The sequence below is a fragment of the Actinocrinis sp. genome (genome assembly GCF_035653575.1).
Lineage (GTDB): Bacteria > Actinomycetota > Actinomycetes > Streptomycetales > Catenulisporaceae > Actinocrinis.
Window position 1 is genome coordinate 39284 of record NZ_DASRBQ010000022.1, and the last position, 23144, is coordinate 62427.

The window sequence follows — 23144 nt, forward strand, 5'->3', positions numbered from 1 at the left end:
TCCTGCCCTCAGCCCTTGGTGCGCTCGTAGAGCGCGTCGGCGACGAGGTCCATGTCCGCGAGCAGTCCGGCCTGTGCGCCCCGCACCTCGTCTAGCGGGAGCCGCGCCGTGAGATCAGAGCCCTGTTCCTGAGCGCCGGCGACCAGGCGCGCGCCCTCCTCGGCGACCTTCATGGCCGCCTCGCGCGCGAAGATCCGGCTGATCGCGGACAGGACGTCGGGGGTGAACCGCCGGTCCGCCTTGGCGCCGAGCGTGCCCGCCCCGGCGGCCGCGGCCCGGCGCGCCATCGCGGCCGAGCCTTCGGCGTAGGCGATCAGCTCGCCCAAGCGCAGCAGCACGTGCTGGCTGCGGGTGAGACGGCCGACGCGGCACGCGTCGAGCACGGCGGCCAGGCAGGCGAGCGCGAGAGCCGCGGTGTGCGCACCCTGCTGCGGCCCGAACTCGCGCATGGCGGCCGCGGCGTCGCGGTAGTAGGCGCCCCCGGTCTTGAGGTGGTTCTGCCAGCGGTCGCGGGCGATGGTCATCTCCATGATCTCGGAGGTGCCTTCGTAGATCCGGGTGATCCGCACGTCCCGCTTGATCTTCTCGACCATGTAAGGACGCGTATAGCCGTACCCGCCGTGCGCCTGGATCGCGGCGTCGGCCGCCGCGTCGCCCGCCTCGGTCGCCAGGTACTTGGCGATCGCGCCCTCGGTGTTGAGCCCGCCGGCCCCGGAGTCCAGCGCGGCCGCGGTCTCCTCCAGGAACGCGCGGGCCGCTTCGAGCCGCACCGCGTGCGGGACGATCAGCTTGTGCGTGTAGCCCTGCTTCTCGCACAGCGCGGCCCCGCCCTGCACCCTGTTCGTCGAGTACTCGATCGCGCGGTCCAGCGCCGACCAGCCGCCGCCCAGGCCGAAGGCGGCGACCATGACGCGGGTGTATCCGAACACCAGCTGCGCCTGGACCAGTCCGCGCCCCTCCTTCAACCCGACCAGGTTCTCGGCCGGCACCACGACGTCGTCCAGGAAGAGCGCCGCGGTGTTGGAGAGCCGGATGCCGTGCTTGTCCTCGGGCGGCGCGCTGGAGAAGCCGGGCGCGCCCTTCTCGACCACGAACCAGGACGGCCCGCCCGGCGTCAGCGCCAGCACGGTGTACACGTCCGCGATCGTGCCGTTGCTGATCCACTGCTTGCGCCCGTGCAGCCGGTACGCGCCGCCGCCGTCGACCGGTGTCGCGGTCGTCAGCAGCGCGCCGAGGTCGCTTCCGGCCTCGGGCTCGGTCGCGCCGTAGGCGAAGAGGGCCCCGTCGGCGCAGATGCGCGACAGCCAGAGCTTCTTCTGCTCCGGCGTGCCGCCGAACAGGATCGGGTCGCAGCCGAGGAACGTCGCGAACACGGACGTCGCCAGGCCGATGTCGATCCTGGCGAGCCGTTCGCAGATGCGGTACGAGTCGAACGCGCCGCCGCCCATCCCGCCGTACTCCTCCGGGAAGAAGGCCAGCTGCACGCCCAGGTCCTCGCCGCACATCGCGCGCACGGTCTGCTCGGGGCAGACGTCTTCGTGGTCGAGTTCCAGCCGCCGCTCCCACGGCAGCGCGTTCTCGGTGAAGTCGTCGAGCGCCTCGAGCATCAGGCCCAGCGAGGCGGCGTCCAGTCCCGTGGTGCTCGCCGCCGCGTTCACGACCGCTTCCCGATCTCTTCGAGCAGCGCGGGGATCACCGAGAACAGGTCGCCCACCACACCGAAGTCGGCCACCTGGAAGATCGGCGCCTTGGGGTCGGTGTCGATGGCGACGACCGTGCGGGAGCTCTGCATGCCCGCGCGGTGCTGGATCGCGCCGGAGATCCCGGCGGCGAGGTACAGCTGCGGGGAGACCGTCTTGCCGGTCTGCCCGACCTGGTACTCGCGCGGGTACCACTGCTCGTCGGTCGCGCCGCGAGAGGCGCCCACCGCGCCGCCGAGGGCGTCGGCGAGCTGTTCGATGAGGCCGAAGCCCTGCGCCGAGCCGACGCCGCGTCCGCCGGAGACCACGGTCGAGGCCTCGGTGAGCGCCGGGCGCTTGCCACCCTCCAGCGGCGTGCGCGAAACCACCCGCACAGCCCGGTCCTGTTCCTTCGCCTCCACTTCGATCCGCTCCACCTTCGGCGTCGTCGCGGCGATCTCAGGGCTCGTAGAGTTCGGGCGCACCGTGATCACGACCGTCGCGCCCAGCCCCGCGCTGCGCACCCGCCACGCGCCGGCGCCCACCGACTGGACCGCGACCGGCCCGGGCTCGATGTCCACCGCGTCGGTGATGATCCCGCAGTCCAGCCGCACCGCCAGCCGGCCGGCGAGCCGCTTGCCCTCGGGACCGGTGGCGATGAGCACCGCGCACGGTCCCTCCCGCCGGGCGACCTCGGCGAGCAGGCGCGCCTGCGCCGCCGGATCGTCGGCGGCGTTGTCATACATGTAGACGGCTGCCGCACCGTACGCGCCCAGCCGGTCGATCACCTTCTCGCTCGGATCGCCGCCGACCACCGCGATCGGCTCGCCGAGCCGCCGGGCCAACGTGAGCAGTTCGAGGGTTGATGTCGCGACGTCGTCGTTCCCGACGCGTTCGGCGAATACCAGGCAGCACGGCATGGCGGGTCCTCAGAGCTAGGGGTGCGGAAGGAGCTTGCGATCGGCCAGGAAGTCGGCCAGCGCCGCGGCCGCGGCGTCCGAATCGGCGATGACCGTGCCCGCGGCGCGGGGCGGCCGGGCGCTCATCTCGCGCACCGCGGTGGCCGCGCCGGCCAGCCCGGCGAGCGCCGGGTCGAGGCCCAGGTCCGCCAGCGTCCAGACCTGCACCGGCTTCTTGCGCGCGGCGACGATGTTGCGGAAGGTCGGGTAGCGCGCCTCGCCGATCTGGTCGGTGACCGAGACCAGGGCCGGCAGCGCGACCGCCACCTGCTCGATCGCGCGGTCGGTGCGCCGGGTGGCGCGCACGGTGCCCGCCTCCAGGCTCAGCTCGGAGACGAACGCCAGCTCGGGCAGCCCGAGCAGTTCGGCGACCATGGAGGGGACCACCGACATCTCCGCGTCGGTCGAACCCATGCCGCACAGCACGAGATCGAAGCCGCAGCGCTCCGCCGCCGCGGCGAGCACCAGCGCGGTGGTCCGGGCGTCGGATCCGTGCAGCGCGTCGTCGAGGATGTGGACGGCGTCGTCACCGCCGATGGCCAGGGCCTTGTGCAGGCCGGCGGAGGCCGCGGACGGTCCCATGGTCACATGGGTGACCTGCTGCGCCAGCCCGGCCTCGGCGAGCCGGACGGCCTGCTCGACGGCGTACTCGTCCAGCTCGGAAAGCTGTCCCTCGACGCTGTCGCGGTCGAGGGTGAGATCGGCGCGGAAGCCGGCGTCGACGGTGGACGCGGGCACTGACTTGACCAGGCACAGGATCTTCATCTGCCGGCTCCCTGTGGACTACGGCGGTATTCCACGACCGTAGCCAGCGGGCCGAATCGCCTACAGGGTCCTGATTCCCGGTCTCGTCGGGACCTTTGTCACTGCCCGGCATGTGACTGCCGGATCGCGCCGTTCGCCGCACCACGCGCCGTCCGCCGATCGCCGCGACGCCCAGCCGATCACGTGGGATCCGGCTTACGCTGTACGTGATTCAGCTGACGGGTTGTCAGGTTGGGGAGGATGGTCCACTGATGGATCCGCTATCGGTCGATGCTCTTACCGCGCTGATCGTGCGAGCCGCGGCCGGCGAAGCTGGCAAGGGCGCATGGAGCGGCCTGCTCGCGCTCGCACGCCGCGCCTTCAAGCGGTCCCATTCCGCTCAGAACGCACTGGAACAGGCCGCGACGGGCGACCACACCGCCGCCGCCCAAACCGCCGAGCACCTCATCGCGCAGGCGCGGCTCGATCCGGCGGTCGCCGAAGCGCTTCGGGCCTGGATGACCGAAACCCTCGAGCACGCGGGGCAGGTCACCAACACCATCAGCGGCGAGGCACGGATCCACGGGAACGTCGTGCAGGCCCGCGACATCAGCGGCCCGATCACCTTCAACTAGCGCGGCGTTTTCGCGCTCAGTAGAACCAGCCGGAGAACCACAGCCTCGCGAGCCAGGCGGCGTGGGAAATGGGCTCACCGGTCAGGATCGGGTACAGGTACGCGAAGTTCGCCGCCACCGCGATGAGGTATCCGGCGGTGATCGCGACGCCGGTGACACGGCGCCAGCGCGGCGCCCCCTTCTGACCGAGGACGAGGCCGAGGCAGAGCGTGAGCGTCAGGATGACGAAGGGCTCGAACGAGACCGCGTAGTACGAGTACTGGCTTCGTCCGGCGAACGCGAACCACGGCAGCCATCCCGCCGCCACGCCCGCGAGCGCGGCGCCGGCCCGCCAGTCGCGGCTGCGCAGCCACCACACCAGGACCGCGGCCAGCGCCGCAATCGCGACCCACCAGATCGCCGGTGTACCCACGGCCAGCACGTTTTGCACGCAGCCACCGGTCTGCTGGCAGCCGCTCTCCGCGTATTGCGGCGCCGCGTAGTAGAGCCGGACCGGATGAATGAGCAGCGGCCAGGTCCACGGCCGCGACTGGTAGGCGTTGGGTGTGGCCAGCGCGACGTTGTACGAGAGCATTTCGCGGTGGTACTCGAACAGTGAATACAGCGCCGAGACGACCGGCGTGCGCACGCCGTGCTGTTGCGCGTAGTACTTGTCCCAGCCGATGTTTGAGGAAAACCAGCCGGTCCACGTCAGGAGGTACGCCTCGGCGGCCGTGAACCAGACGATGGCCAGCGTGGACGCGGCGGCACGAACGGACTCGGCCCTGCGCGGGGTCGCTTGCCGCGCCGCATACTCCCAGCCGATGCTCAGCAACGTGAACCCGATCAGGAAGAACAGGCCATTCCACTTGCACGCGGTCGCAAGACCCAGACAAGCTCCCGCGCCGATGCGCCACCAGCGCACGCCCTGCGTCGAATTCGGGTCGCGAGCGTCTACGTGATCTGCGGTGGTTGCATTCTGCGGGTGTTGAAGCCGTGCGCGCATCTGGTCCCGATCGGCGACCAGGCAGCCGAATCCGGCCAACGCCCAGAACATCACGAAGATGTCCAGCATCGCGGTCCGGCTCATCGCCAGCTCGAGGCCGTCGAGGGCGAGCAGCAGACCCGCGACGCAGCCGAGCAGCGTGGAGCCGGTCATCCGGCGCAGGATCCTGGCCAGGAGCAGGATGCTGAGCGTGCCGACCAGCGCGGTGGCGAACCGCCAGCCGAACGGGTTGAGCCCGAACAGCCACTCGCCGGCCGCGATCTGGATCTTGCCGAACGGCGGATGCGCGGAGAACTGGCCGCCGTAGACGAAGATGTCAGTGGTCTTGCCGCCGGCGATCTCGCTGTCGGTGGAATTGCTGACCGCGTGCTCAGCGCCGAAGCGCAGGATGCCGAAGGCCTGCGGGACGTAGTAGGTCTCGTCGAACACGACGTCCTGCGGCCTGGCCAGCTCGGCGAACCGGAACCACGCGCCGAGCGCCGTGACCGACAGCGGTCCTGCCCAGCCGCGCACGGCGGCGTTGGCCGCCAGCGCAGCCACCGCGTCGCGCGGTCCGCCTGCCCAGAGCCGCCGGCGCAGTCGCTTGCCGCCGGCGGCGACGTCCCCGGTCTCGTCCTCGGTTCCGGTCTCGGTCACCGCGGGATGGTAGGACGCGGCCGCTCGTTCGTCAGCCCCCGAACCGTCTGCTGAGGAAGACGCGCAGACAGGCTCGCGGCGGCGATGAAAGCCCGTGAAAAGGGAGACGCCCGGCCGGGAGATCCGGCCGAGCGTCTCGGTGCAGCGGTATCAGGTTCCGGCGATCAAGTGATCACCGGCATCCGTCCGAAGAGGTCTCAGTTGTCTGAGTCCGCGGACGGCAGGAAGCCACCGGGCACCTCGTTCGGGGCGTAGATCTTCTTGTCGCCCGGGTACGGCTTGGTCCAGCCGGTGGTCTGGTAGTAGACGTACCGGTTCATCTGCTCCGGGTTGGCGTAGTCCGGAACGGCGCCCGGACCGGTCAGGTGCTGGTGCGACGCCCATGCCTTCCACAGGGCCGCCACGGACGCCTCGGCGGACGGCACGGCCGTCGCCGCTACGTTCGCCTTTGCGACGGACGAGGAGGTCTGGCCGGGAGGCACGTCCGAGCCGCAGGACGGCTGGGGCGAGACGCCGAGGGTCAGCGAGGTCTGGTTCGGTACGGCGTTGAACGGCGCGTAGTTCGGCTTCGAGGTGAACGCGTCGGTCATCGGGGTGGCCGCGGAGTCGAGCTGGTTCATCGGGTGGATGCCGAGGATCTGCTCGATGGTGCGGACCATCGTGATCTGCGAGTAGTAGTGGTCGTCGACGACGCCGTGCTGGGCCCAGGGGCTGATGACCTGGACCGGGGCGCGGTGGCCGTCCACGTGGTCGAGGCCGGCCTGCGAGTCGTCCTCGACGATGAAGATTGCCGAGTCCTTCCAGTACTTGCTGTGCGTGATCTCGTCCACGATCTCGCCGGTCGCCAGGTCGTTGTCGGCGACCTGCGCGGCCGGGCTGGCCGAACCGCCGGTGTGGTCGTTGGACAACCAGAACATGTTCAGGTTGGCCGGGCCGTTCTTCTCGAAGTCCTGCTTCCAGACCTGGGCCTTGTACACGTCCGGCACCGTGGTGTCGAACAGCGGGAAGCCCGGGACCGACACGGCGTTGAGCGACGGGATCGCCGAGCCGACCTGGATCGGGTAGGCGCTGGGGGCGCCGGTGGCGGCCATGGTCTTGGCGTCGCAGTAGTAGTTCTGCCAGGTTCCGCCGGCCGGCTTGTTCTCGATCGACTGGAACTCGCCGTAGTCCTTGACGCTCTTGCCCGCGGCCTGCGCCCCGCTCCAGATGAAGCCGGACTCCTGGTGGCCCAGGACGTCGTTCTCCGTGTCGTAGCTGCGCAGGTACTCACCGGCGGAGGACTCGGTGTACTCCGGGTCGTCCGCCTGCATCAGCCAGTTGTGACCCTCGGCGGAGTTCGTGCCCACGTCGTAGAAGTTGTCGTAGAGGCCGAACTGCTGCGCCAGGGCGTGCTGGTTCGGCGTGACCGCCTCGCCGTACTGGGTCAGCGTGGAGTCGCCGTTGCCCTGCGGAAGGTCGCCGAAGACCTGGTCGTAGGTCCGGTTCTCCTTGACGATCAGGAACACGTGCTTGATCGTCGAGGGGTCGCCGATCCGCGCCGGGACCGGAACGGGCTTCTTGTTGCCGTTGCCGCTGGCGTACTGCACGGAGCCGGGCGTCCAGCCGTTGTACTGGAAGACCTTGCCCGTGTAGCTGCGGATCGCCTGGTCGCTGGGGAGCGTGAACCGGGTCAGGCTGCTGGTGGTGTCGTGGGTGTTGTGGCCGGCCGCGACGGTCGGGCGCAGCGCGTCGACACCGCGGGTGTTGGCGACCACGATCTGGTTGCCGACCGTGGCCACCTCCGCCGGGAAGTAGTCGGTCGGCAGCAGGCCCACGTAGCTGACCGGCTCGTGCGCCGAGGTGAAGCGGTAGACCGCCACCGCGTTCGCCCGGCCGAGGGTCACCAGCAGGCGGCCGTCGGAGGTCAGCGAGATCGCGTCCGGCTCGTAACCGACCGAGGCCTCCGGCCACGGCTGGGTGGAGATCGTCTGGACCACCTTGTTCTTGGTGGTGTCGATCACCGAGACGGTGTTGCTGTTGGTGTTGGCCACGAACACGGTGCTGCCGGCCGCGTACACCGCGGTCGGGTGCAGGCCGACGGCGATGCTGCCGACGGCCGCCGACGGGTTCGCCGTGTCGATGACGCTGACCGTACCGGTCGTGGAGGAACCGGTCTGCGGGTTCGCCGGCACGTTGGTGCCGTAGGAGTTGATGGTCGTGTCGCCGGCGACGGCGGTGCGGCCGCCCTCGTTGCTTACGTAGAGCTTGCCGCCGACCAGGACGATGCCGCGCGGCGCGATGCCGGTGTTCCAGCTCTGCTCGATCGCGCCGGTCGCCGCGTTGAGCGCCACGACGCGGTTCTGGCCGTTGACCGCCGCGTACACGGTCGAGCTGTCCGCGGAGAAGACCGCCTTGGCCGACAGCGCGTGCTCGGCGCCGTTGGCCGGGATCGCGATGTCGACCGGGTTGGACAGCAGGCCGCCGAAGCCCACGTCGAACTTGGTGTAGCCGTCGGTGCGGCCGATCCACAGCGACTTGCCGTCAGGGGAGTAGGTCGGCGAGGTCTGGCCGACGTCGTTCCCGCTGATCTGCAGGTTCGCCGTGGTGTTGTGGCCGATGACCTGCTCCACCTGGTAGCTGCGCAGGTCGATGACGACCAGGGCGACGCCGCCGTCGGCGACCGTGGCGGCCACGTGCGTGCCGTCCGGGCTGACCGTCGCGCCCATGATCTTGCCCTGGTTGATGACCAGCCGGGTGCCGATCGGCTTGATGTACTGGTCGCTCGAGATGACCTCGCCCTTGCCGGTCAGCTCACTGACATGCTGGGTGCCGAACTGCACGGTCGACGCGTAACCGATGCTGGCACCGGTGAAGACGAGCGCGACCGAGGCCACACCGGCCTTCGTGAAGCTTCGTCGGCCACGCTGGCCGTCGGGAACACCCTGAGACTTCCCGACAGGCCGTCTACGGCGCGTTACCTGCATTGAGTCATTCCTTTAGTGAGAAGGAAGCAGATCAACGTTGCCGTCGAACTGCCACAGCGGGTTCGGCGCAGTCCCATCAGGGGTCTGAACCAGGAAGTAGCCGTTAACTTCCTTCGGTCCATCGCCGTCGGCGATGTACCGCCCGTTCGCGGTGACGTCGAGCTGGTAGATGGCCTGACCAGTGATCGCGACGCCGGGGATGTGCCAGGTGACCGTGCAGCGCCAGTCGTTGCCCGGCCCTTCTTGGGCGGCCAGCCCCTCGCTCTTGGCGCACGAGGCCGTCGTCTGCAGCTGCGCCTCGGTGACCGCCGGACGGTGCAGCTGCTGCTCCTGCAGCCGGTAGAGGTGGCCGAACGCGGTGGCGACCGACTGCTGCACCTTGTCCTGATCGATGCCGGAGCCGGTGGCGCCGGTCGAGACGGCGAGCAGGCCGATCGTGGCCGCGAGCAGGCCGGCCAGCGGCAGCGCGCCGACGGTCAGGGCCCTGCGCCCGGTGCCGTCGTTGGTGAGGTTCGTGAAGTCCCGGCGCAGGAACAGCAGGTACGCCAGCGCGGTCGCGACGACGGCCCACGCCAGGCTGACCGCGACCCCGATCAGCAGGGGGCTGAGTTGCTGCGGCTGGGCGAACAGGCCGTTCCAGGAGATGAAGGCGTAACCCGGCAGCGCCAGGCGTACGGCCACCGGCAGCGGCAGCATCTGCGCCAGCTGCATCGCGAACGCGACGATCACCGGCAGCAGCAGGCCCATCGGCGAGCGGCCGAGCGCGACGGATCCGAGCAGCCCGATGGCCGCCAGCGCCAGCGTCGGGGCCAGCGCGCAGGCCCAGGCGAGCAGGACCTTGCCGGCGGCGTCGCCGGGGGCGAGGGCGTGACCGTCGAGGCCGATCAGGGGCTTGTTACCGACCGCGAGCAGCCCGCCGACGATGCCGGACGCGACGAGGCCGGCCACGAGCAGCAGGATCACGGTGAGGCTGGCCAGCGCCTTCGCCGCGAAGATGCGGCGGTGCGAGCGGACCGCGACCAGCAGGTGCCGCCAGGTGCCGAGCCGGTCCTCGGAGGCGAACACGTCGCCGGCCACCAGCGAGGTGAGCAGCGGCAGCGCCCAGGTTCCGGAGAAGCCGAGGGTCACCAGCGGCCCGGCCCAGCCGGTGGTGTGCATCCAGCGGCCGAAGAGGGTGTCAGAGGGCAGATTGCTCTGCTGGTTGATTCCGAAGACCGCGATCCCCGGGCCGAGCCAGCAGGCCAGGATCAGGAGCCGTACCCGCCACGGGGAGAACTGCTTGACCAGTTCGAAGCGGTACGCGCGGGAGACCGGGACCGGGCTCGCGGCCGGAGGCCGGGCGCCGGCGACAGGTGCTTCGGCGATCGTCGCGGTCATCGGTCGGCCTCATCTTCCCGCGCTGTTTCTTCGTGCGCTGTTTCTTCCTGAGCCGTTTGTTCGTGCTCTGTGAGGGCGAGGAATGCGGCCTCGAGCGGCGAGATGACCGGCGCGAGTTCGCGCACTGCGACGTCCGCCCGCACCAGCCGCGCCACCAGTTCGTCCAGGGCGGGCACCTGCGCGCGCACCACCAGCACCTCGGTGTCGTGGCGGTTGACGGCGTCGGAGCCCTCGATGACGCTTATGCCGGAGGTCTCGAGCGCCACGGTGCGGGCGGCCTGCGGGTCCGAGGTGCGCAGCCGGTAGTCGAGCTCGCTGTTCTCGGCGGAAAGCTTGCTCAGCGGCCCGGAGAAGACCACGCGTCCGGTCGCCAGAATGGTGACCTCGGAGCACAGCGCCTCGAGGTCGTCCATCCGATGGCTGGAGAGGATCACCGTGGTGCCGTCCGCGGCGAGGCGGCCGAGCACGCCGCGCACATGCTTCTTGCCGGCGGGGTCGAGCCCGTTGGAGGGCTCGTCGAGCACCAGCAGCCGCGGCTTGCTCAGCAGCGCGGCGGCCAGGCCGAGCCGCTGGCGCATGCCGAGGGAGAAGCCGCGGACCTTGTCGTCGGCCACCTCGGTGAGCCCCACCTGGTCCAGCACGTCGGCCACGTCGCCGGCCCCGGCCGCACGCGCGTCGCGGCGGCGCAGCGCGGCCAGCGCGGCCAGGTTCTGCCGGGCGGTGAGCGTGGGGTAGAGCCCTGGGCCGTCGACGAAGCCTGCGACGCCGTCCGGGGCCGCGAGCGCGCGTCCGACCGGCGTGCCCAGGATCTCGAGGCGCCCCTCGTCGGCGACCGCCAGGCCGAGCAGCAGCCCGAGCAGCGTCGTCTTGCCCGCGCCGTTCGGCCCTACCAGCCCGTGGATCTGGCCGTGCGGGACGTTCAGGTCGATGCGGTCGAGCGCGACGACGTCACCGAAGCATTTGGTGATCCCGCGGCCCCGTATCGCAACGCTCGTCTCCATGCGTCCCTCACGCCCCTCCCTCGGCCAGCCCCCAGGAACGTAGGCACGTCACATGACGTAGGGACCTGAGTCGGTTGAATGGTGAGGGAACGGAAGAGAAACCGGCGGACACGAACGAGGCCTTACACACCTGACGGGCTGTCAGGAGCGCTCAGCGGGTACGCCAACTACACGGCCGACCGTCAAGGGGCGACCGCTATGCCCGAGAAATCCGGTTACGTGAAGCGAAAACGGCGATTTATCGCGATTGCCGCGATTACTGCGATGCGGACGGCGCCGGCGCGGGAGAGGCCGCGCAGCTCGTCATGAATCGCGGTTGTACGACGGCACCCGGCAGCGAGGGGCCGCAGGGCGCGGCAAGTCCGAAATAGTCATGGTCGATGTCGATGGTGACACCGCCGTAGGTCGCGTGGGTGTCGTCGCCCTGGAACTGGTGCACGCGGTGGCCGCGCCAGTGGTCGGCCGGGTCGGCCCCGGGGTCGTCGTCGGCGTTGCCGTTCCAGTTGGCCACGTCCAAGACATCCGGCTCGACGGCGCTGCCCCAGACCGCGACCATGGCGCCGACCGCGCCCGACTCGTTGCCGTAGAGCGCCGCGTGGTAGTGCAGGGCGTGCAGCTCGGCGGTCCAGGCGCTCACGAAAGCCTGTGCGGTGGCGTTCTGGGCGGCGGTGTAGCTGCCGCCCTCCATGTCGTAGTAGAGCAGCGCTCCCGAGCCGAGGCCCAATGAAGAGGCCTGAGTCGCGGCGTCGTCGGCGCTCGCCTTCCCCTGGGCCGCGGCGTTGGTGACGGTGCCGTACGCCACCTGCGGCCCGACGTAGAGCGGCATCAGGCGCCAGCCCGCCTTGGTCTCGGTGGTGACCCACGAGGCCGTCAGATTCGGCTGGGCGCACGCTCGCTCGGCGCCGCCGATGTAGACGCCGACGGCGCCGAACGGCGATCCGGTCCACGCGGCCATGTCCGTCGTGCTCGGCGCGGTGCACGCGTCGAATCCGAGCCCTGTGAAAACCTGCGTCATCGCCCCGACGATCTGCGGCGTGACCGAGCTGTGAATCGCGCTGAGATTCGCCGCGACGCGGTCGGACACCTCGGTGGTCGACTCGCTCGTCGGCGCCTCGGCCGGCGCCGGTACGCCGGCTTGGGAGAGCAGCGAGAGCACGGAGGAGCGGTCGGTGCCGTAGGAGGCGGTGATCTGCACGCCGCGCAGCGTGGCGGTGATCCGCTGGTTCAACGGGTCGTCGGTGGCGCTCGCGCTCGTCGCGGTGGGTGAGGGCACCACCAGCACCGCGCCCTGCACCGAGCCGCTGGTCTGACCGGCGCAGCGCTGCTCGGCCGACGGGCTGCCGAAGTAGACCGCGTGCACATCGAAGCGCACGCAGCGCGAGGAGTCCCCGCTCAAGTCGACCAGATGCCATCCGGCCGGAACGGTGAACGTGTGCCCGAGGTAGGAAACGGCGCGGGCTGCGGCGGAGACCTCACCCGGTGCGCTGGAGGTGCCGGCGCTGTGGCGCGAGCTCGCTGAACCCGCCGCGTGACTTGTCGATGCGGGCCCGGGCAAGAGCACCTGCGCGACCGCGCCCCCGGCGGCGGAAGTCGCCGCGGCAGGCCGCGAGTCTCCGCTCGAACCGGCATCGCCCCACATCGAGCCGGCCGCCACGGCGCTCCCCGCGACCGCGATGGCAGCCACGCCGAAAATACGCGAACGCCGCGAATCAAGCCACGAACGTATGTGCACCGATGCCCCCGGTCATCACTCGGCAAGCGCTTCCAAGCCGCGCAGATCCTAGCAGTGCGCAAGCGCGGCGCAGCGTGAGAGTGACAGCTTAGACGTGTTCTTAGACGTGTTCGGACACGAGGACGCCCCAGGTTCCCGACTCCAGCGCGCGGAAGATGTGCGTCACGTCGCCGGGGTAGGCGATGTAATCCCCGGGGGCGAGTTGGACGGGCTCCTCCTCGGGACCGGCGAGTGCACTGCCCGCGCACAGCACCAAATGCTCGACCACGCCCGGCATATGCGGGGCGGAGGTGCGCTGGCTGCCGGGTTCGGCTCGAATGCTGAACACGTCGCGGCGCGCACCGGGCGGACAGGCGGCGAGCAGGGTGGCTTGGTAGTCGGCTTGCGAGGCCGCGACGACCGGTCCCTGCCCGGAGCGGATTACCTGGACGTTGGGGCGCGGCTGCTCGAAAAGCCGGGCGAACGGGATGTCGAGCGCGACGCACAGCGCCCACAGCGTCTCAAGGCTCGGATTGCCGGTGCCGGCCTCCAGCTGGGAGAGCGTGGACTTGCCGATCTCCGCCCGGCGGGCGACCTCGCTCAGGCTCAGGCCGGTCCGGCGCCGCTCGCGGCGCAGCGCCGCCGCGATGGCCTCGGCCGAGGGCCGGGATGCCGCTGTCGGGTGTTCCGCCATTCGTTCATTTTGATGAACGGCGTTCCCTTTGACAAACGGCCGCGCCGCGTTCACTATGACGGACATGCGTTCGGCGTGGAGAACACTGGATTCCGATCTGCTCCGCAGCATCGCTCTGATCTGCGGCTCCGTCGCCATGGTGGGCGTCTCGTACGGCGCGTCGGCGGTCGCGGCCGGCTTCCCGCTCTGGCTGCCCGTGCTGACCGGCGCCCTCGTACTGGCCGGGTCCTCGGAGTTCCTGTTCGTCGGCATCACGGCCGCCGGCGGCAACCCGTTCGCCGCGGTCGCCGCCGGGCTGCTGGTCAACGCCCGGCATGTGCCCTACGGACTGGCGCTGCCCGAGGTGATCGAGCCGGGCTGGCGCAGGCTCCTGGGCACGCATCTGATGAACGACGAGACGGTCGTGCTCGCGCTCTCCCAGCCGGACCTCGTCCGCAAGCGCGCCGCATACCGGCTGTGCGGGCTGGGAATCCTCATCGCCTGGCCGCTCGGGGCGTTCCTCGGCAGCCTGGGCGGCACCCAGGTACGCGATACCGGCGCGTTCGGGCTGGACGCGACATTTCCGGCGGTCATCCTGGCGCTGATCCTTCCGGCCCTGCGCGAGCGAGTCACGCGCGAGGCCGCGCTGGTCGGTGCGGCCATCGCGCTGGTCGCCTCCGTTTACCTGCCTGCCGGGCTGCCCGAGTTGCTGGCGCTGAGCGGACTGCTGATCCGCTTCGTCCGCGCATGACCGGCAACCGCGTCCTGCTCGTCAGCGCCATGCTGACGCTCGCGGCCGGCACCTTCGTCTTCCGGCTCGTCGGCCCGTTGCTGCGCTCCCGGGTCGAGTTCCCGCCGCTGGCCCGCCGCCTGCTGGAGAGCGCGGCCGTGGTCCTGCTCACGGCGCTGGTCGCCACGACCGCACTGACTCAGGGCCATGACTTCGCCGGATACGCCAGACCCGCCGGCGTCGCCGTCGGCGGGCTGCTTGCCTGGCGTAAGGCGCCTATCCTCGTTGTCGTCATCGCCGCGGCGGCCACCACCGCGCTGCTGCGGCTGGCGCCCTAACGCGGCGCCTGACTGAAATCAGGTCAGAGGTTGAAGGCCGAGGTGAGGGTCGGGTAGGAGGCGGCCTGCCCGAGCGCCGGCAGGCCGAGCAGCTGCTCGGCGGTGCCCAGCAGTGAGTAGTGGTTGAACAGCGTCCCCGAGGTGCTGCCGGCCCGGGTGCTCGGGCTGATCACGATCGTGGCGACGTGGCAGCTGTTGTCGGTGGTGTTGGCTGAGCAGTCCTCGCCGGAGCTGCCGCCACTGCCCTCGTCCCAGGTCAGGAACACCGCGGTGGTTCCGCTCTGGTACTCGGAGCTGTTCAGGATCGTGGGCAGGTTGCTCGACAGCCAGCTGTCGCCCTGCGCGATCGTGCCGTCGTGCATGTCGTCGATGAGGTTCGGCGTGACGAAGGAGAAGGCCGAGAGCGTGCCGGCGGACAGGTCGCTCGCCAGCTGCGTGTAGGGCACGTCGAAGGTGGAGCAGCCGCTGAGCGAGGTGAAGTAGGGCGGCGGGTTGTGCCGCACCGCGTATTCGCCGGAGTTGGACTTGTCGCAGTTCGAGGGCATGGACTCCTCGTACGCCTTCCAGCTCTCACCCTGGCCGAAGATGCTCGCCGACGAGGTGCTGCACTTGGTCGACGGGTTGCAGTCGGAGTCGAAGTTCTTCAGCGAGCTGACCGCGAGGCCGGAGGTGGCCCCGACGTAGTTGGGCAGGCTCGGGTGCGAGACGTTGTGGTAGTTGGTGGCCAGGCCGCACTGCCCAGCCAGCGAGTTGATGTACGGAGCCTGGGAGCTGCCGATGATGTCGCTGTAGCTGTGGTTCTCCATCCACACCCAGATGACGTGGGTGTAGGTCGGGGGCGTGCTCAGCGTGCCGCACGGCCCGGTGGCGGCCGCGGCGGGCTGGCTGGACCCGGCGGCGCCCACGACGCCGCCGATCGCCAGCGCCACGGTCGCGGCCAGGGCGAGAATCCTGCTGCGCATAAGCGACTCCTAGCAAAGTCCGAGTACCGGTGAATGCGAGCCCTGATCAGTTCGCGGGTGGTCGACCCAAAATCGCAGAGTGCTGGCATAAACGCCTGCGGGCAAGCCCGATCGGTAAGGATTCGTCCCCTATTCGCCGACCCTTCGCGCGGGTGGCCGCAGGATGAACAACGGGTGCAGCCTTGGCCCGCCCCCTGGCGAGCGCGCCCGGTCCGGGTGATCCTTCCGTCGTGAGCACCGAGCCGACCGACCAGCCGACCGATCAGCCGCGCGGCCTGAAGACCGACCTGTCCAACCTGCGCGCCCGCCCCAAGCCGGGCGGCCCGCTGGACCTCGCCGCCGCGGCCGACCTGCGCGTGGACGACAGCGACGACGACGATCCAGTGCTGTACTACGCGGACGGCTCGCCGGTGGACACCTGGCGCGAGGACTACCCGTACGACGAGCGCCTCTCCCGCTCCGAATACGAACTGCACAAGCGCCTGCTGCAGATCGAGCTGCTGAAGCTGCAGAACTGGATCAAGGAGTCCGGTCAGCGCCTCGTCGTGCTGTTCGAGGGCCGGGACGCGGCGGGCAAGGGCGGCACGATCAAGCGGTTCACCGAGCACCTCAACCCGCGCGGCGCCCGCGTGGTCGCCCTGGAGAAGCCCTCGGAGCGCGAGAGCAGCCAGTGGTACTTCCAGCGGTATGTCGCGCACCTGCCCGCGGCCGGCGAGATCGTGCTGTTCGACCGCTCCTGGTACAACCGCGCCGGGGTGGAGCGGGTCATGGGCTTCTGCGGCCCGGAGCAGTACCTGGAGTTCATGCGCCAGGCCCCGGAGTTCGAGCGGATGCTGGCGCGCGACGGTATCCGGCTGGTGAAGTTCTGGTTCTCGGTCTCCCGGGCCGAGCAGCGCACCCGCTTCGTGATCCGGCAGGTCGACCCGGTGCGCCAGTGGAAGCTGAGCCCGATGGACCTGGCCTCGCTGGACAAGTGGGACGAGTACACCGAGGCGAAGGAGGCGATGTTCTTCTACACGGACACCGCCGACGCGCCGTGGACCGTGGTCAAGAGCAACGACAAGAAGCGCGCCAGGCTCGGCGCGATGCGCCACGTGCTCTCGCTCTACGACTACCCGGACAAGGACCCTGAGATCGCCGCGCCGCCGGACCCGCTGATCGTCGGCTCCGCGGCGCTGCTGTCCGAGCGCACCGCGGACGCCCAGCAGATCCTGCCGAGGCTGTCGCGCTGAGGCGGCGGGCCGGATGAACATTCGGCGACGTGCGGGTGTTTTATGACGATGGTCCCTTCCGTCTCAGTCATCGCACGCATACGTTCGCGACGTGAGCAGCAACGACCTGCTGATGACCCTCGTCGTCGTCACCGCTCTGTCCTTCGACTTCACCAACGGCTTCCATGACACCGGCAACGCGATGGCCACCTCGATCGCGACCGGAGCCCTGCCGCCGCGCGTCGCGGTGGCCCTGTCCGGTTTGCTGAACCTGGTTGGCGCGTTCCTCTCGTTCAGCGTCGCGGCCACGATCGCCGGCGGCCTGGTGCAAAGCCACCTGGTCACCCCGACCGTGGTGTTCGCCGGCCTGGTCGGCGGCATCCTGTGGAACCTGGCCACCTGGTTCTTCGGCATCCCGTCAAGTTCCTCGCACGCGCTGATCGGCGGGGTCGTCGGCGCCACGCTGGCCGCCGCGGGCGGGCACGCGGTGCTCTGGCACGGCGTGGTGTCCAAGGTGGTCCTGCCCGCGGTGCTCTCGCCGATCATCGCCGGCGCGATCGCCGCCCTTGGCACCTATCTGGTCTACCGGCTGACGCGCAGCGTCACGGCGGGCGCGCGCGACCGAGGCTTCCGGATCGGGCAGATCGGCTCGGCCTCGATGGTCTCGCTCGCGCACGGCACGAACGACGCGCAGAAGACCATGGGCGTGATCACCCTCGCGCTGATCGCGAACGGGTCGCTGGCCTCCGGCCACAAGGCGCCCGCCTGGGTCATCATTTCCTGCGCGCTGGCCATCAGCCTCGGCACCTACGTCGGCGGCTGGCGGGTCATCAGGGCGCTGGGCAAGGGCCTCGTGGAGATCGAGGCGCCGCAGGGCATGGCCGCCGAGTCCGCCTCCGCCGCCACCATCCTGCTCTCCAGCAACTTCGGCTACTCGCTGTCCACCACGCACGTGGCCACCGGCTCGATCCTCGGCTCCGGAGTGGGCAAGCGCGGCGCGGAGGTGCGGTGGAGCGTGGCCGGCCGGATGGCGACCGCCTGGGTGTTCACCCTCCCGGCCGCGGGCGCGGTCGGCGCGCTCGCGTACGAGGCGGCGCACGGCATCGGCGGAACGGCCGGAGTCTCGGTGATCTTCGTCGTGCTGGTGGCCTGCGCGCTGGCCTTCTACCTCAACTCCCGGCGCACCCCGGTGACGGCGGGCAACGTCAACGCCGAATGGACCGGCTCGGTGGCTCCGGCGCCCGAAGTTATCGGCGCCGCCGCATGACGCGCCCGCTCGCTGTGCGCCCGGCATTCGTGCGCCCGGCTTCCGCGTACACGACATCTCAGGATCGAGCGAGAGCAGGGAAGCGAGGCGGGCCGCGATGAACTCCTGGATCAATCTGACCGCGCTGTGGAAGATCGTGGTCGTCGGCCTGTTGGCCGGGGCCGGGCTGCCCGCGCTGTTCGCGGTCGGGCTGCGGGCGCTGAGCCCGGCGCGCGGCGCCGAGTCCGGAACGACGCGGGGCGGCCAGGGGCCGGACGGCGGCGGCCGGGCCGCCTCGGCCGGATCGCCGGGACTCGCCTTGGCGGTGCTTTGCTTCGCGGTGGTGCTGGCCGCGATCGGGTGGGGTATCTACAGCATCGTCAGCCACAGTTAACCCCGCGTAACCCCACGGGCCGGTCCGCCGGCCCGGATCGCTAGGCCCGCCCTGCTTCGCCCATCCCGCACCCGAGGTCCGCGATGCCGATCCCACCGCTGCTGCAATCCATCATCGACTTCGTCCGCAAGGGCTATCCGCAGGGTGTGCCCGACCGCGACTACCTGCCGCTGTTCGCGCTGCTGCGGCGCAGGCTCTCGGACCTGGAGGTCGCCGAGATCGCCGCGGCGCTGGCCGAGGACGAGGTCGCGCAGAATCCGGCGGCGATCGGCGAGGCCATCGCGCGCCTGATCCAGGAGGCGCCCTCCGAAGCGGACATCGAGCGGGTGCGTGCCCGGCTCGGCGCGGCCGGATGGGACGAACCCGAGGCGTTGAGTCAGCCTACCGACTGAACGCGAGAGTAATTCGTATTCGAACCCTGTCGATAGTTCCGTCAGCCGGAAGCCGCCGGTAACCGAGTGCTCGGTTACCGGCGGTTTTCATTTCGGGGCTGGTCAGAAGCCTTTCGAATGAGTTTATAGTGGCGCAGGTTTCTGATTCTGCGTCGTGATACGCAGGGTCATGCGACACTGGAAGAGTGAGCGCGGGCGCGTCACCGGCGGCCTTGCGGTGCCGGACGCCGGCCGCGACCGCTGCGGCCAGGGCGCCCGCCACGTCCGCGGACCCGAACGCGATGTGGCGCACGCCCTCGCCGTGCCGCTCGAGGAAGCGGGCCACCACGCAGTCCGGCCTGGTCGGCTCCATCAGCTGGAGGTACGAGGCGCCGCCGTCGTCGGTGCCGTTGATCCGCAGCATCGCCTCGCGGATGCCCTGGTCCTCGTCGACCTCCTCGTGGAAGACCTCGAAGCCGAAGGTCTTGCGGTAGAACGCCACGGTGGCGTCGAGATCGCGGCAGGCGATCCCGACATGGTCGATCCGGGTGAGCATGAGCGGACCCCCCTCGTCCGGCGCGGCGCGGCTTCGGCCCGCGCCGCGCTGTCAGTGCCTTGACGCTAGAGCTCCTGCGGCTTGGCCTTCTTCGGCAGGGAGAACATCATCGCGGTGACCACGAGTACGAGCCCGATGACGTAGATCAGGCCGATCTTGAGGGCCCGTGAGAACGCGTCGGCCTGCACGGTGGGGGTTTGCGCGGTGAGCACCTGCCCGATCTTCGCCGCGGTCTGCGGCGGCAGCCCGGGCGGCGGGGCCTGCTTGCAGCTGGCCGGGACCACCGTCGGATCGGTCTCCCCGGCCAGGTCTTGGGCGCAGGTCTTGTAGCCGGCGATGATCGGGCCGTCCAGCGGCGCGGGGACCCCGGCCGCGGTCAGCTGGGTGCTGATCCGCGGGGCGAGCGAGTCCACGCTGCGGGCGGCCTGGCCGGACAGCGGGGACAGGAAGATCACCCCGACGATCGCGATGCCGATGGTCATGCCCGCCTGCCAGGTCATGTTGATCGCGCCCGAGGCCGAGCCCGCGGCCTCGGGCGGCACGTCGGTGAGCGCGAAATCCATCAGGGTGGAGACCACAAGGCCGACGCCCGCGCCCAGCAGGAACAGCGCCGGGATCATCTTCCAGGAGTCGATGCCGGCGCCGTAGCGGTCCGCGGTCCCGATGAACAGCAGCGCGCCGAGGCACACGATGATCCCGCCGGTGATCAGGGTGTAGCGGCCCATGGACGGCGCCAGGTACTGCACCGACATGGCGGCCGCGATCGCCAGGCCGACCGAGAACGGCAGCCCGGTCAGGCCCGCGTGCAGCGGGGTCCAGCCGAGGCCGATCTGCATATAGAGCGTCCACATCAGGAAGAAGCTGCCGGTGGCGAGGTTGAACGCGAGGTTCACGCTGAACCCGCCGGCGAAGCTGCGCGCCTTGAACAGGCTCAGCGGCAGCAGCGGGTAGCCGCCGCGCCTGGCCGTGACCTGGCTGTAGTAGACGAACAGCGCCAGCACCGCCACCGAGGCGCCGAGCATGCCGAACGCCCAGCCGGGCCAGTGCAGCTGGCGGCCCTCGGTCAGCGGGTAGACCAGCAGCAGCACCCCGGCCGTGGCCAGGAGCATGCCGCCGAGGTCCAGCTTGAGCGCGGTCTCGGACTTCGACTCGCGGATGTAGGCCAGGGTGGCCAGCACGCCGAAGATCCCGATCGGCACGTTCGCCAGGAAGATCGGCCGCCAGTGCAGCCCGAGGATGTTGTACTGCACCAGCAGGCCGCCGATGATCGGGCCGAACACGGTGGCCGATCCGGCGATCCCGCCGTACATGCCGAAGACCTTCCCGCGCTCCTCCTTCGGGAAGGTGACGTGGATGATCGCGAGGATCTGCGGCACCATCAGCGAGGCCATCGCGCCCTGGAAGACGCGCGCGCCGATCAGGAACTGCGGGCCGGTGGCGATGCCGCACAGGGCCGAGGCCGCGGTGAACCCGACGATGCCGATGAGGAAGATGCGCTTGCGGCCGTAGATGTCGCCGAGCCGCCCGCCGGTGATCAGGCCGGCCGCGAAGGCCAGCGCGTAACCCGCGGCGACCCACTGGATCTCGGAGTACCCGGCGTTGAGGTTGCGCTGGATGCTCGGGATCGCGACGTTGACGATGGTGACGTCGAGCAGGTCCATGAAGGCCGCGACCAACACGACGGCCAGGGCGAGCCAGCGCTTGGGGTCGAGAGGCTGCGCGGAACCGGCCGCGGGCTGCACCGGCGCTGACGTATCTTGTGGCGAAGTCATGTCGCCTATCCTTCGCGTTGCCCGAGTGTTATAGTCCGTACTAAGAGTCTCAAGGAATATATCTCTTAGTAACAAAGATATTTGGATGTTAAGAGGAATGGCGGGTCATGTCAAGCACGGCGAGTGAGGCCTCTGCGACCGGTGAACGGGCGGTGGCCGGCGGGGAAAGCACGGCCGGCGCGGCACCCGGGGGGCCTCGGCGCCTGGTGCCGGGCAGCGAGGCGTGGCTGGAGAGCATCCCGCGTCTGGCCACGGCCGGCCGCTCGCTGGCCGTCTCGCTGATCTCGCTGCAGACCGCGACCGCCCGGGCGGCCGGCATCCGCCCGACCGACGTGGCGATCATCGCGCACCTGCAGCGGGTGCCCGGCGAGCCGCCCCGTACTCCCGGCGACCTCGCCCGCCTAACCGGCCTGACCACCGGGGCGATCACCGGGGTGCTCGACCGGCTGGAACGCGACGGCTACGTGCGCCGGGTGCGCGACCAGCACGACCGCCGCAAGATCTTCGTCGAGCTGACCGGTAAGGACATCGAGACCTTCAACGCGGTCTTCGGCCCGATGATCGCGGGCCTGAACCGGCTCTGCTCCACCTTCAGCAAGCAGCAGCTCGAGGACATCACCCGCTACATCGAGGGCTGCCACGAGGTAATCCAGCACGCGGTCGACGAGATGCAGGACGCTGCGTAATACAACGCTGCATAAGACGACGCCGCGCAAGACGCGGGCGGCTCACGGCTCGGCAAGGCCGGGCGCCGTCAGCCGCGCCGCGCAGGAAGCGACGCGGCGGCCGAGATGGCGCGCGGTCTCCCGAAGGGGCGGCTGCTGGTCAAGGACCCGTGGTTCCACCGGCCCGACACCGTCGAGCTGAGCCCGCAAGGTCCGCCCCCGCACGGCGAGCCGCAGAGCGAGTTCATCGCGGTGGACCCCGACGGCACGCTCGGCATCACCGCCCCGTACGCCGTAGCGCGGTACCCGTTCGACGCGGTGTCCACCGCCATCGCGACCGGCGGGAAGCTGCCGTTCGGCCGCGAAGAGGCGGTCGCCCAGGCTCGGGTCATCGAGGCGCTGTTCGAGTCCGCGGCCAAGTCGCAGCCGGTCGCGCTGTAGCTGGCGGTCGTCGTTGCCGTGGGAAGAACCGGTCAGTCGGTCCTTCCCGCGGCAACGGTATGTTGTGCGCATGGCAGCGCAGCCGAAGGCCCTGGGGTCAGACGTATACATGATCGATACGGCCATGTCGGGCTACTCCGGCATCACCGCGGCCTACGCGATCTTGGGTTCGCGGCCCTGCCTGGTCGAAACGGGGACCGCCACCTCGGCGCCGGTCGTCCAAGAGGCGCTCGCCGGACTTGGTGTCGGCGCCGACGACCTCGCCACGATCGTGGTGACGCACATCCATCTCGACCACGCCGGCGGCGTGGGGGACCTGGCCGCCGCGTTCCCGCGCGCGCAGGTCGTCGTGCAAGACGCCGGAGCGCGGCACCTGGCCGACCCGTCGCGGCTGATGGCCAGCGCGCGGCGGGTGTTCGGGCCGGCGATGGACTCGCTGTTCGGCGAGCTGCTGCCCACCGAGGCCGCGCGGATCCAGGCGATCGGCGACGTCGGCACGGTGGACCTCGGCGGCGGACGCCGGCTGGAAGGCCATCACACCCCCGGCCACGCCAAGCACCACCTCGGCCTGGTGGACTCGGCGACCGGAGACCTGTACGTCGGCGACGCCGCCGGACTGTACATCCCGCCGCAGGACGCCTCGTCGACGACCGGGCTCGACGCCTCCGGCGAGATGGGCCAGATGCTTCCCGGCACCCCGCCGCCGGAGTTCGACCTCGATCTCGCCCTCGCCTCGCTGGGCCGGTTCCGCGACCTGAAGGCGACCCGGCTGCTGTTCTCCCACTACGGACCGATCACGGCGGTGGACGAGGCCTTGGACCGCGCCGCGGAGGAGATGCGGCTGTGGGTCTCCATCGTGCGGGACGCCTGGCGTGACTCGGGCGGCGAGTTCGACCTCGACCACGCGGTCGCGATGGTGCGTGACCGGACCCGGGAGCGGTACGCCGATCTGCTGGCACGCCCTGAGGTCGCGGCGAAGTTCGAGGCGCTTTCCTCGGTGGTGGCGAACGTGAGCGGCATCGCGCGGTGGCTGGAGAGCGAAGAGAAGCGGCTGCGTGAGGCAGAGGCCTGAGGCGGCGCGGCGAGGACGACCGC

22 protein-coding genes are annotated in these 23144 nt (G+C 70.3%); 10 read left to right on the top strand and 12 right to left on the bottom strand.

Translation table 11 applies throughout. The features are described 5' to 3' along the window. Window positions 1-8 precede the first annotated feature (8 nt). From VFA06_RS03490 to VFA06_RS03500, 3 genes are read right to left on the bottom strand one after another with little or no spacing between them, the layout of a single operon-like run. Window positions 9-1658 carry an acyl-CoA dehydrogenase family protein gene (locus tag VFA06_RS03490; protein ID WP_324838909.1) on the bottom strand — a complete coding sequence of 550 codons (1650 nt, stop codon included), beginning with the start codon at window positions 1656-1658 and terminating at the stop codon, window positions 9-11. Next, window positions 1655-2599, bottom strand: coding sequence for an electron transfer flavoprotein subunit alpha/FixB family protein (locus tag VFA06_RS03495; RefSeq protein WP_324838910.1), 945 nt, complete (start codon window positions 2597-2599; stop codon window positions 1655-1657). Before VFA06_RS03495 ends, VFA06_RS03490 begins: the two co-directional genes overlap by 4 nt. Window positions 2600-2614: 15 nt before the next feature. Next, a complete protein-coding gene (locus VFA06_RS03500; protein ID WP_324838911.1) occupies window positions 2615-3403 on the bottom strand; it encodes an electron transfer flavoprotein subunit beta/FixA family protein in 789 nt (262 codons plus the stop codon). A 206-nt stretch (window positions 3404-3609) separates the two neighbouring features. Here VFA06_RS03500 and VFA06_RS03505 point away from each other — a divergent pair, with 206 nt between their 5' ends. Continuing rightward, the gene (locus tag VFA06_RS03505) at window positions 3610-4017 is read left to right on the top strand and encodes a hypothetical protein (protein ID WP_324838912.1); all 408 of its coding nucleotides are present in this window, start codon (window positions 3610-3612) and stop codon (window positions 4015-4017) included. 16 nt (window positions 4018-4033) lie between these two features. On the opposite strand, the gene VFA06_RS03510 is transcribed toward VFA06_RS03505, so the two are convergent. The 6 genes from VFA06_RS03510 to VFA06_RS03535 form a co-directional block, all read right to left on the bottom strand. After that, complete coding sequence (locus VFA06_RS03510; protein ID WP_324838913.1) at window positions 4034-5638, bottom strand: dolichyl-phosphate-mannose--protein mannosyltransferase; 1605 nt, start codon at window positions 5636-5638, stop codon at window positions 4034-4036. A gap of 197 nt (window positions 5639-5835) precedes the next feature. Next, the gene (locus VFA06_RS03515; protein ID WP_349260034.1) at window positions 5836-8601 is read right to left on the bottom strand and encodes an alkaline phosphatase family protein; all 2766 of its coding nucleotides are present in this window, start codon (window positions 8599-8601) and stop codon (window positions 5836-5838) included. A gap of 12 nt (window positions 8602-8613) precedes the next feature. Then, window positions 8614-9978: an ABC transporter permease gene (locus VFA06_RS03520; protein WP_324838915.1), complete on the bottom strand. Its 1365-nt coding sequence runs from the start codon at window positions 9976-9978 to the stop codon at window positions 8614-8616. Beyond that, window positions 9975-10979: an ABC transporter ATP-binding protein gene (locus VFA06_RS03525; protein WP_324838916.1), complete on the bottom strand. Its 1005-nt coding sequence runs from the start codon at window positions 10977-10979 to the stop codon at window positions 9975-9977. The genes VFA06_RS03520 and VFA06_RS03525 overlap by 4 nt, the downstream gene beginning before the upstream one ends. Window positions 10980-11235: 256 nt before the next feature. Then, window positions 11236-12663, bottom strand: a complete 1428-nt coding sequence (locus VFA06_RS03530) for a glycoside hydrolase domain-containing protein (protein ID WP_324838917.1) — start codon at window positions 12661-12663, stop codon at window positions 11236-11238. 148 nt (window positions 12664-12811) lie between these two features. Next, on the bottom strand, window positions 12812-13384 hold the full coding sequence (locus VFA06_RS03535) for an XRE family transcriptional regulator (protein ID WP_324838918.1): 573 nt from the start codon (window positions 13382-13384) through the stop codon (window positions 12812-12814). A 64-nt stretch (window positions 13385-13448) separates the two neighbouring features. On the opposite strand from VFA06_RS03535, the gene VFA06_RS03540 reads away from it, so the two are divergent. Further along, window positions 13449-14114: an AzlC family ABC transporter permease gene (locus tag VFA06_RS03540; RefSeq protein WP_324838919.1), complete on the top strand. Its 666-nt coding sequence runs from the start codon at window positions 13449-13451 to the stop codon at window positions 14112-14114. Continuing rightward, window positions 14111-14431, top strand: a complete 321-nt coding sequence (locus VFA06_RS03545) for an AzlD domain-containing protein (protein ID WP_324838920.1) — start codon at window positions 14111-14113, stop codon at window positions 14429-14431. Before VFA06_RS03540 ends, VFA06_RS03545 begins: the two co-directional genes overlap by 4 nt. A gap of 23 nt (window positions 14432-14454) precedes the next feature. Here VFA06_RS03545 and VFA06_RS03550 read toward each other — a convergent pair whose 3' ends face one another. Next, window positions 14455-15393, bottom strand: a complete 939-nt coding sequence (locus VFA06_RS03550; protein ID WP_324838921.1) for an alkaline phosphatase family protein — start codon at window positions 15391-15393, stop codon at window positions 14455-14457. A gap of 296 nt (window positions 15394-15689) precedes the next feature. Between VFA06_RS03550 and ppk2 the strand changes: the two genes are divergently transcribed. The 4 genes from ppk2 to VFA06_RS03570 all read left to right on the top strand — a co-directional run bounded on the left by ppk2 (window position 15690) and on the right by VFA06_RS03570 (window position 18636). Beyond that, window positions 15690-16625 carry a polyphosphate kinase 2 gene (gene ppk2 / locus VFA06_RS03555; protein ID WP_349260038.1) on the top strand — a complete coding sequence of 312 codons (936 nt, stop codon included), beginning with the start codon at window positions 15690-15692 and terminating at the stop codon, window positions 16623-16625. 91 nt (window positions 16626-16716) lie between these two features. Next, window positions 16717-17871 (top strand): inorganic phosphate transporter, encoded by a 1155-nt coding sequence (locus VFA06_RS03560; protein WP_324838923.1) that lies wholly within the window; start codon window positions 16717-16719, stop codon window positions 17869-17871. Between the two features lie 97 nt (window positions 17872-17968). Next, window positions 17969-18244, top strand: a complete 276-nt coding sequence (locus VFA06_RS03565) for a hypothetical protein (protein WP_324838924.1) — start codon at window positions 17969-17971, stop codon at window positions 18242-18244. Window positions 18245-18327: 83 nt separating this feature from the next. Next, entirely contained in the window at window positions 18328-18636 is a 309-nt protein-coding gene (locus VFA06_RS03570; protein WP_324838925.1) for a DUF3349 domain-containing protein, read from the top strand. Here VFA06_RS03570 and VFA06_RS03575 read toward each other — a convergent pair. Next, window positions 18626-19171, bottom strand: coding sequence for a VOC family protein (locus tag VFA06_RS03575; protein ID WP_324838926.1), 546 nt, complete (start codon window positions 19169-19171; stop codon window positions 18626-18628). The two genes, VFA06_RS03570 and VFA06_RS03575, sit on opposite strands and share 11 nt — an antisense overlap. 65 nt (window positions 19172-19236) lie before the next feature. After that, window positions 19237-20943 carry an MFS transporter gene (locus VFA06_RS03580; RefSeq protein ID WP_324838927.1) on the bottom strand — a complete coding sequence of 569 codons (1707 nt, stop codon included), beginning with the start codon at window positions 20941-20943 and terminating at the stop codon, window positions 19237-19239. Between the two features lie 107 nt (window positions 20944-21050). On the opposite strand from VFA06_RS03580, the gene VFA06_RS03585 reads away from it, so the two are divergent. From VFA06_RS03585 to VFA06_RS03595, 3 genes are all read left to right on the top strand, one after another. Beyond that, window positions 21051-21629, top strand: coding sequence for a MarR family winged helix-turn-helix transcriptional regulator (locus VFA06_RS03585; protein WP_324838928.1), 579 nt, complete (start codon window positions 21051-21053; stop codon window positions 21627-21629). A gap of 105 nt (window positions 21630-21734) precedes the next feature. Beyond that, the gene (locus VFA06_RS03590; RefSeq protein WP_324838929.1) at window positions 21735-22049 is read left to right on the top strand and encodes a hypothetical protein; all 315 of its coding nucleotides are present in this window, start codon (window positions 21735-21737) and stop codon (window positions 22047-22049) included. Window positions 22050-22119: 70 nt separating this feature from the next. Beyond that, window positions 22120-23121: an MBL fold metallo-hydrolase gene (locus VFA06_RS03595; RefSeq protein ID WP_324838930.1), complete on the top strand. Its 1002-nt coding sequence runs from the start codon at window positions 22120-22122 to the stop codon at window positions 23119-23121. Window positions 23122-23144: the final 23 nt, after the last annotated feature.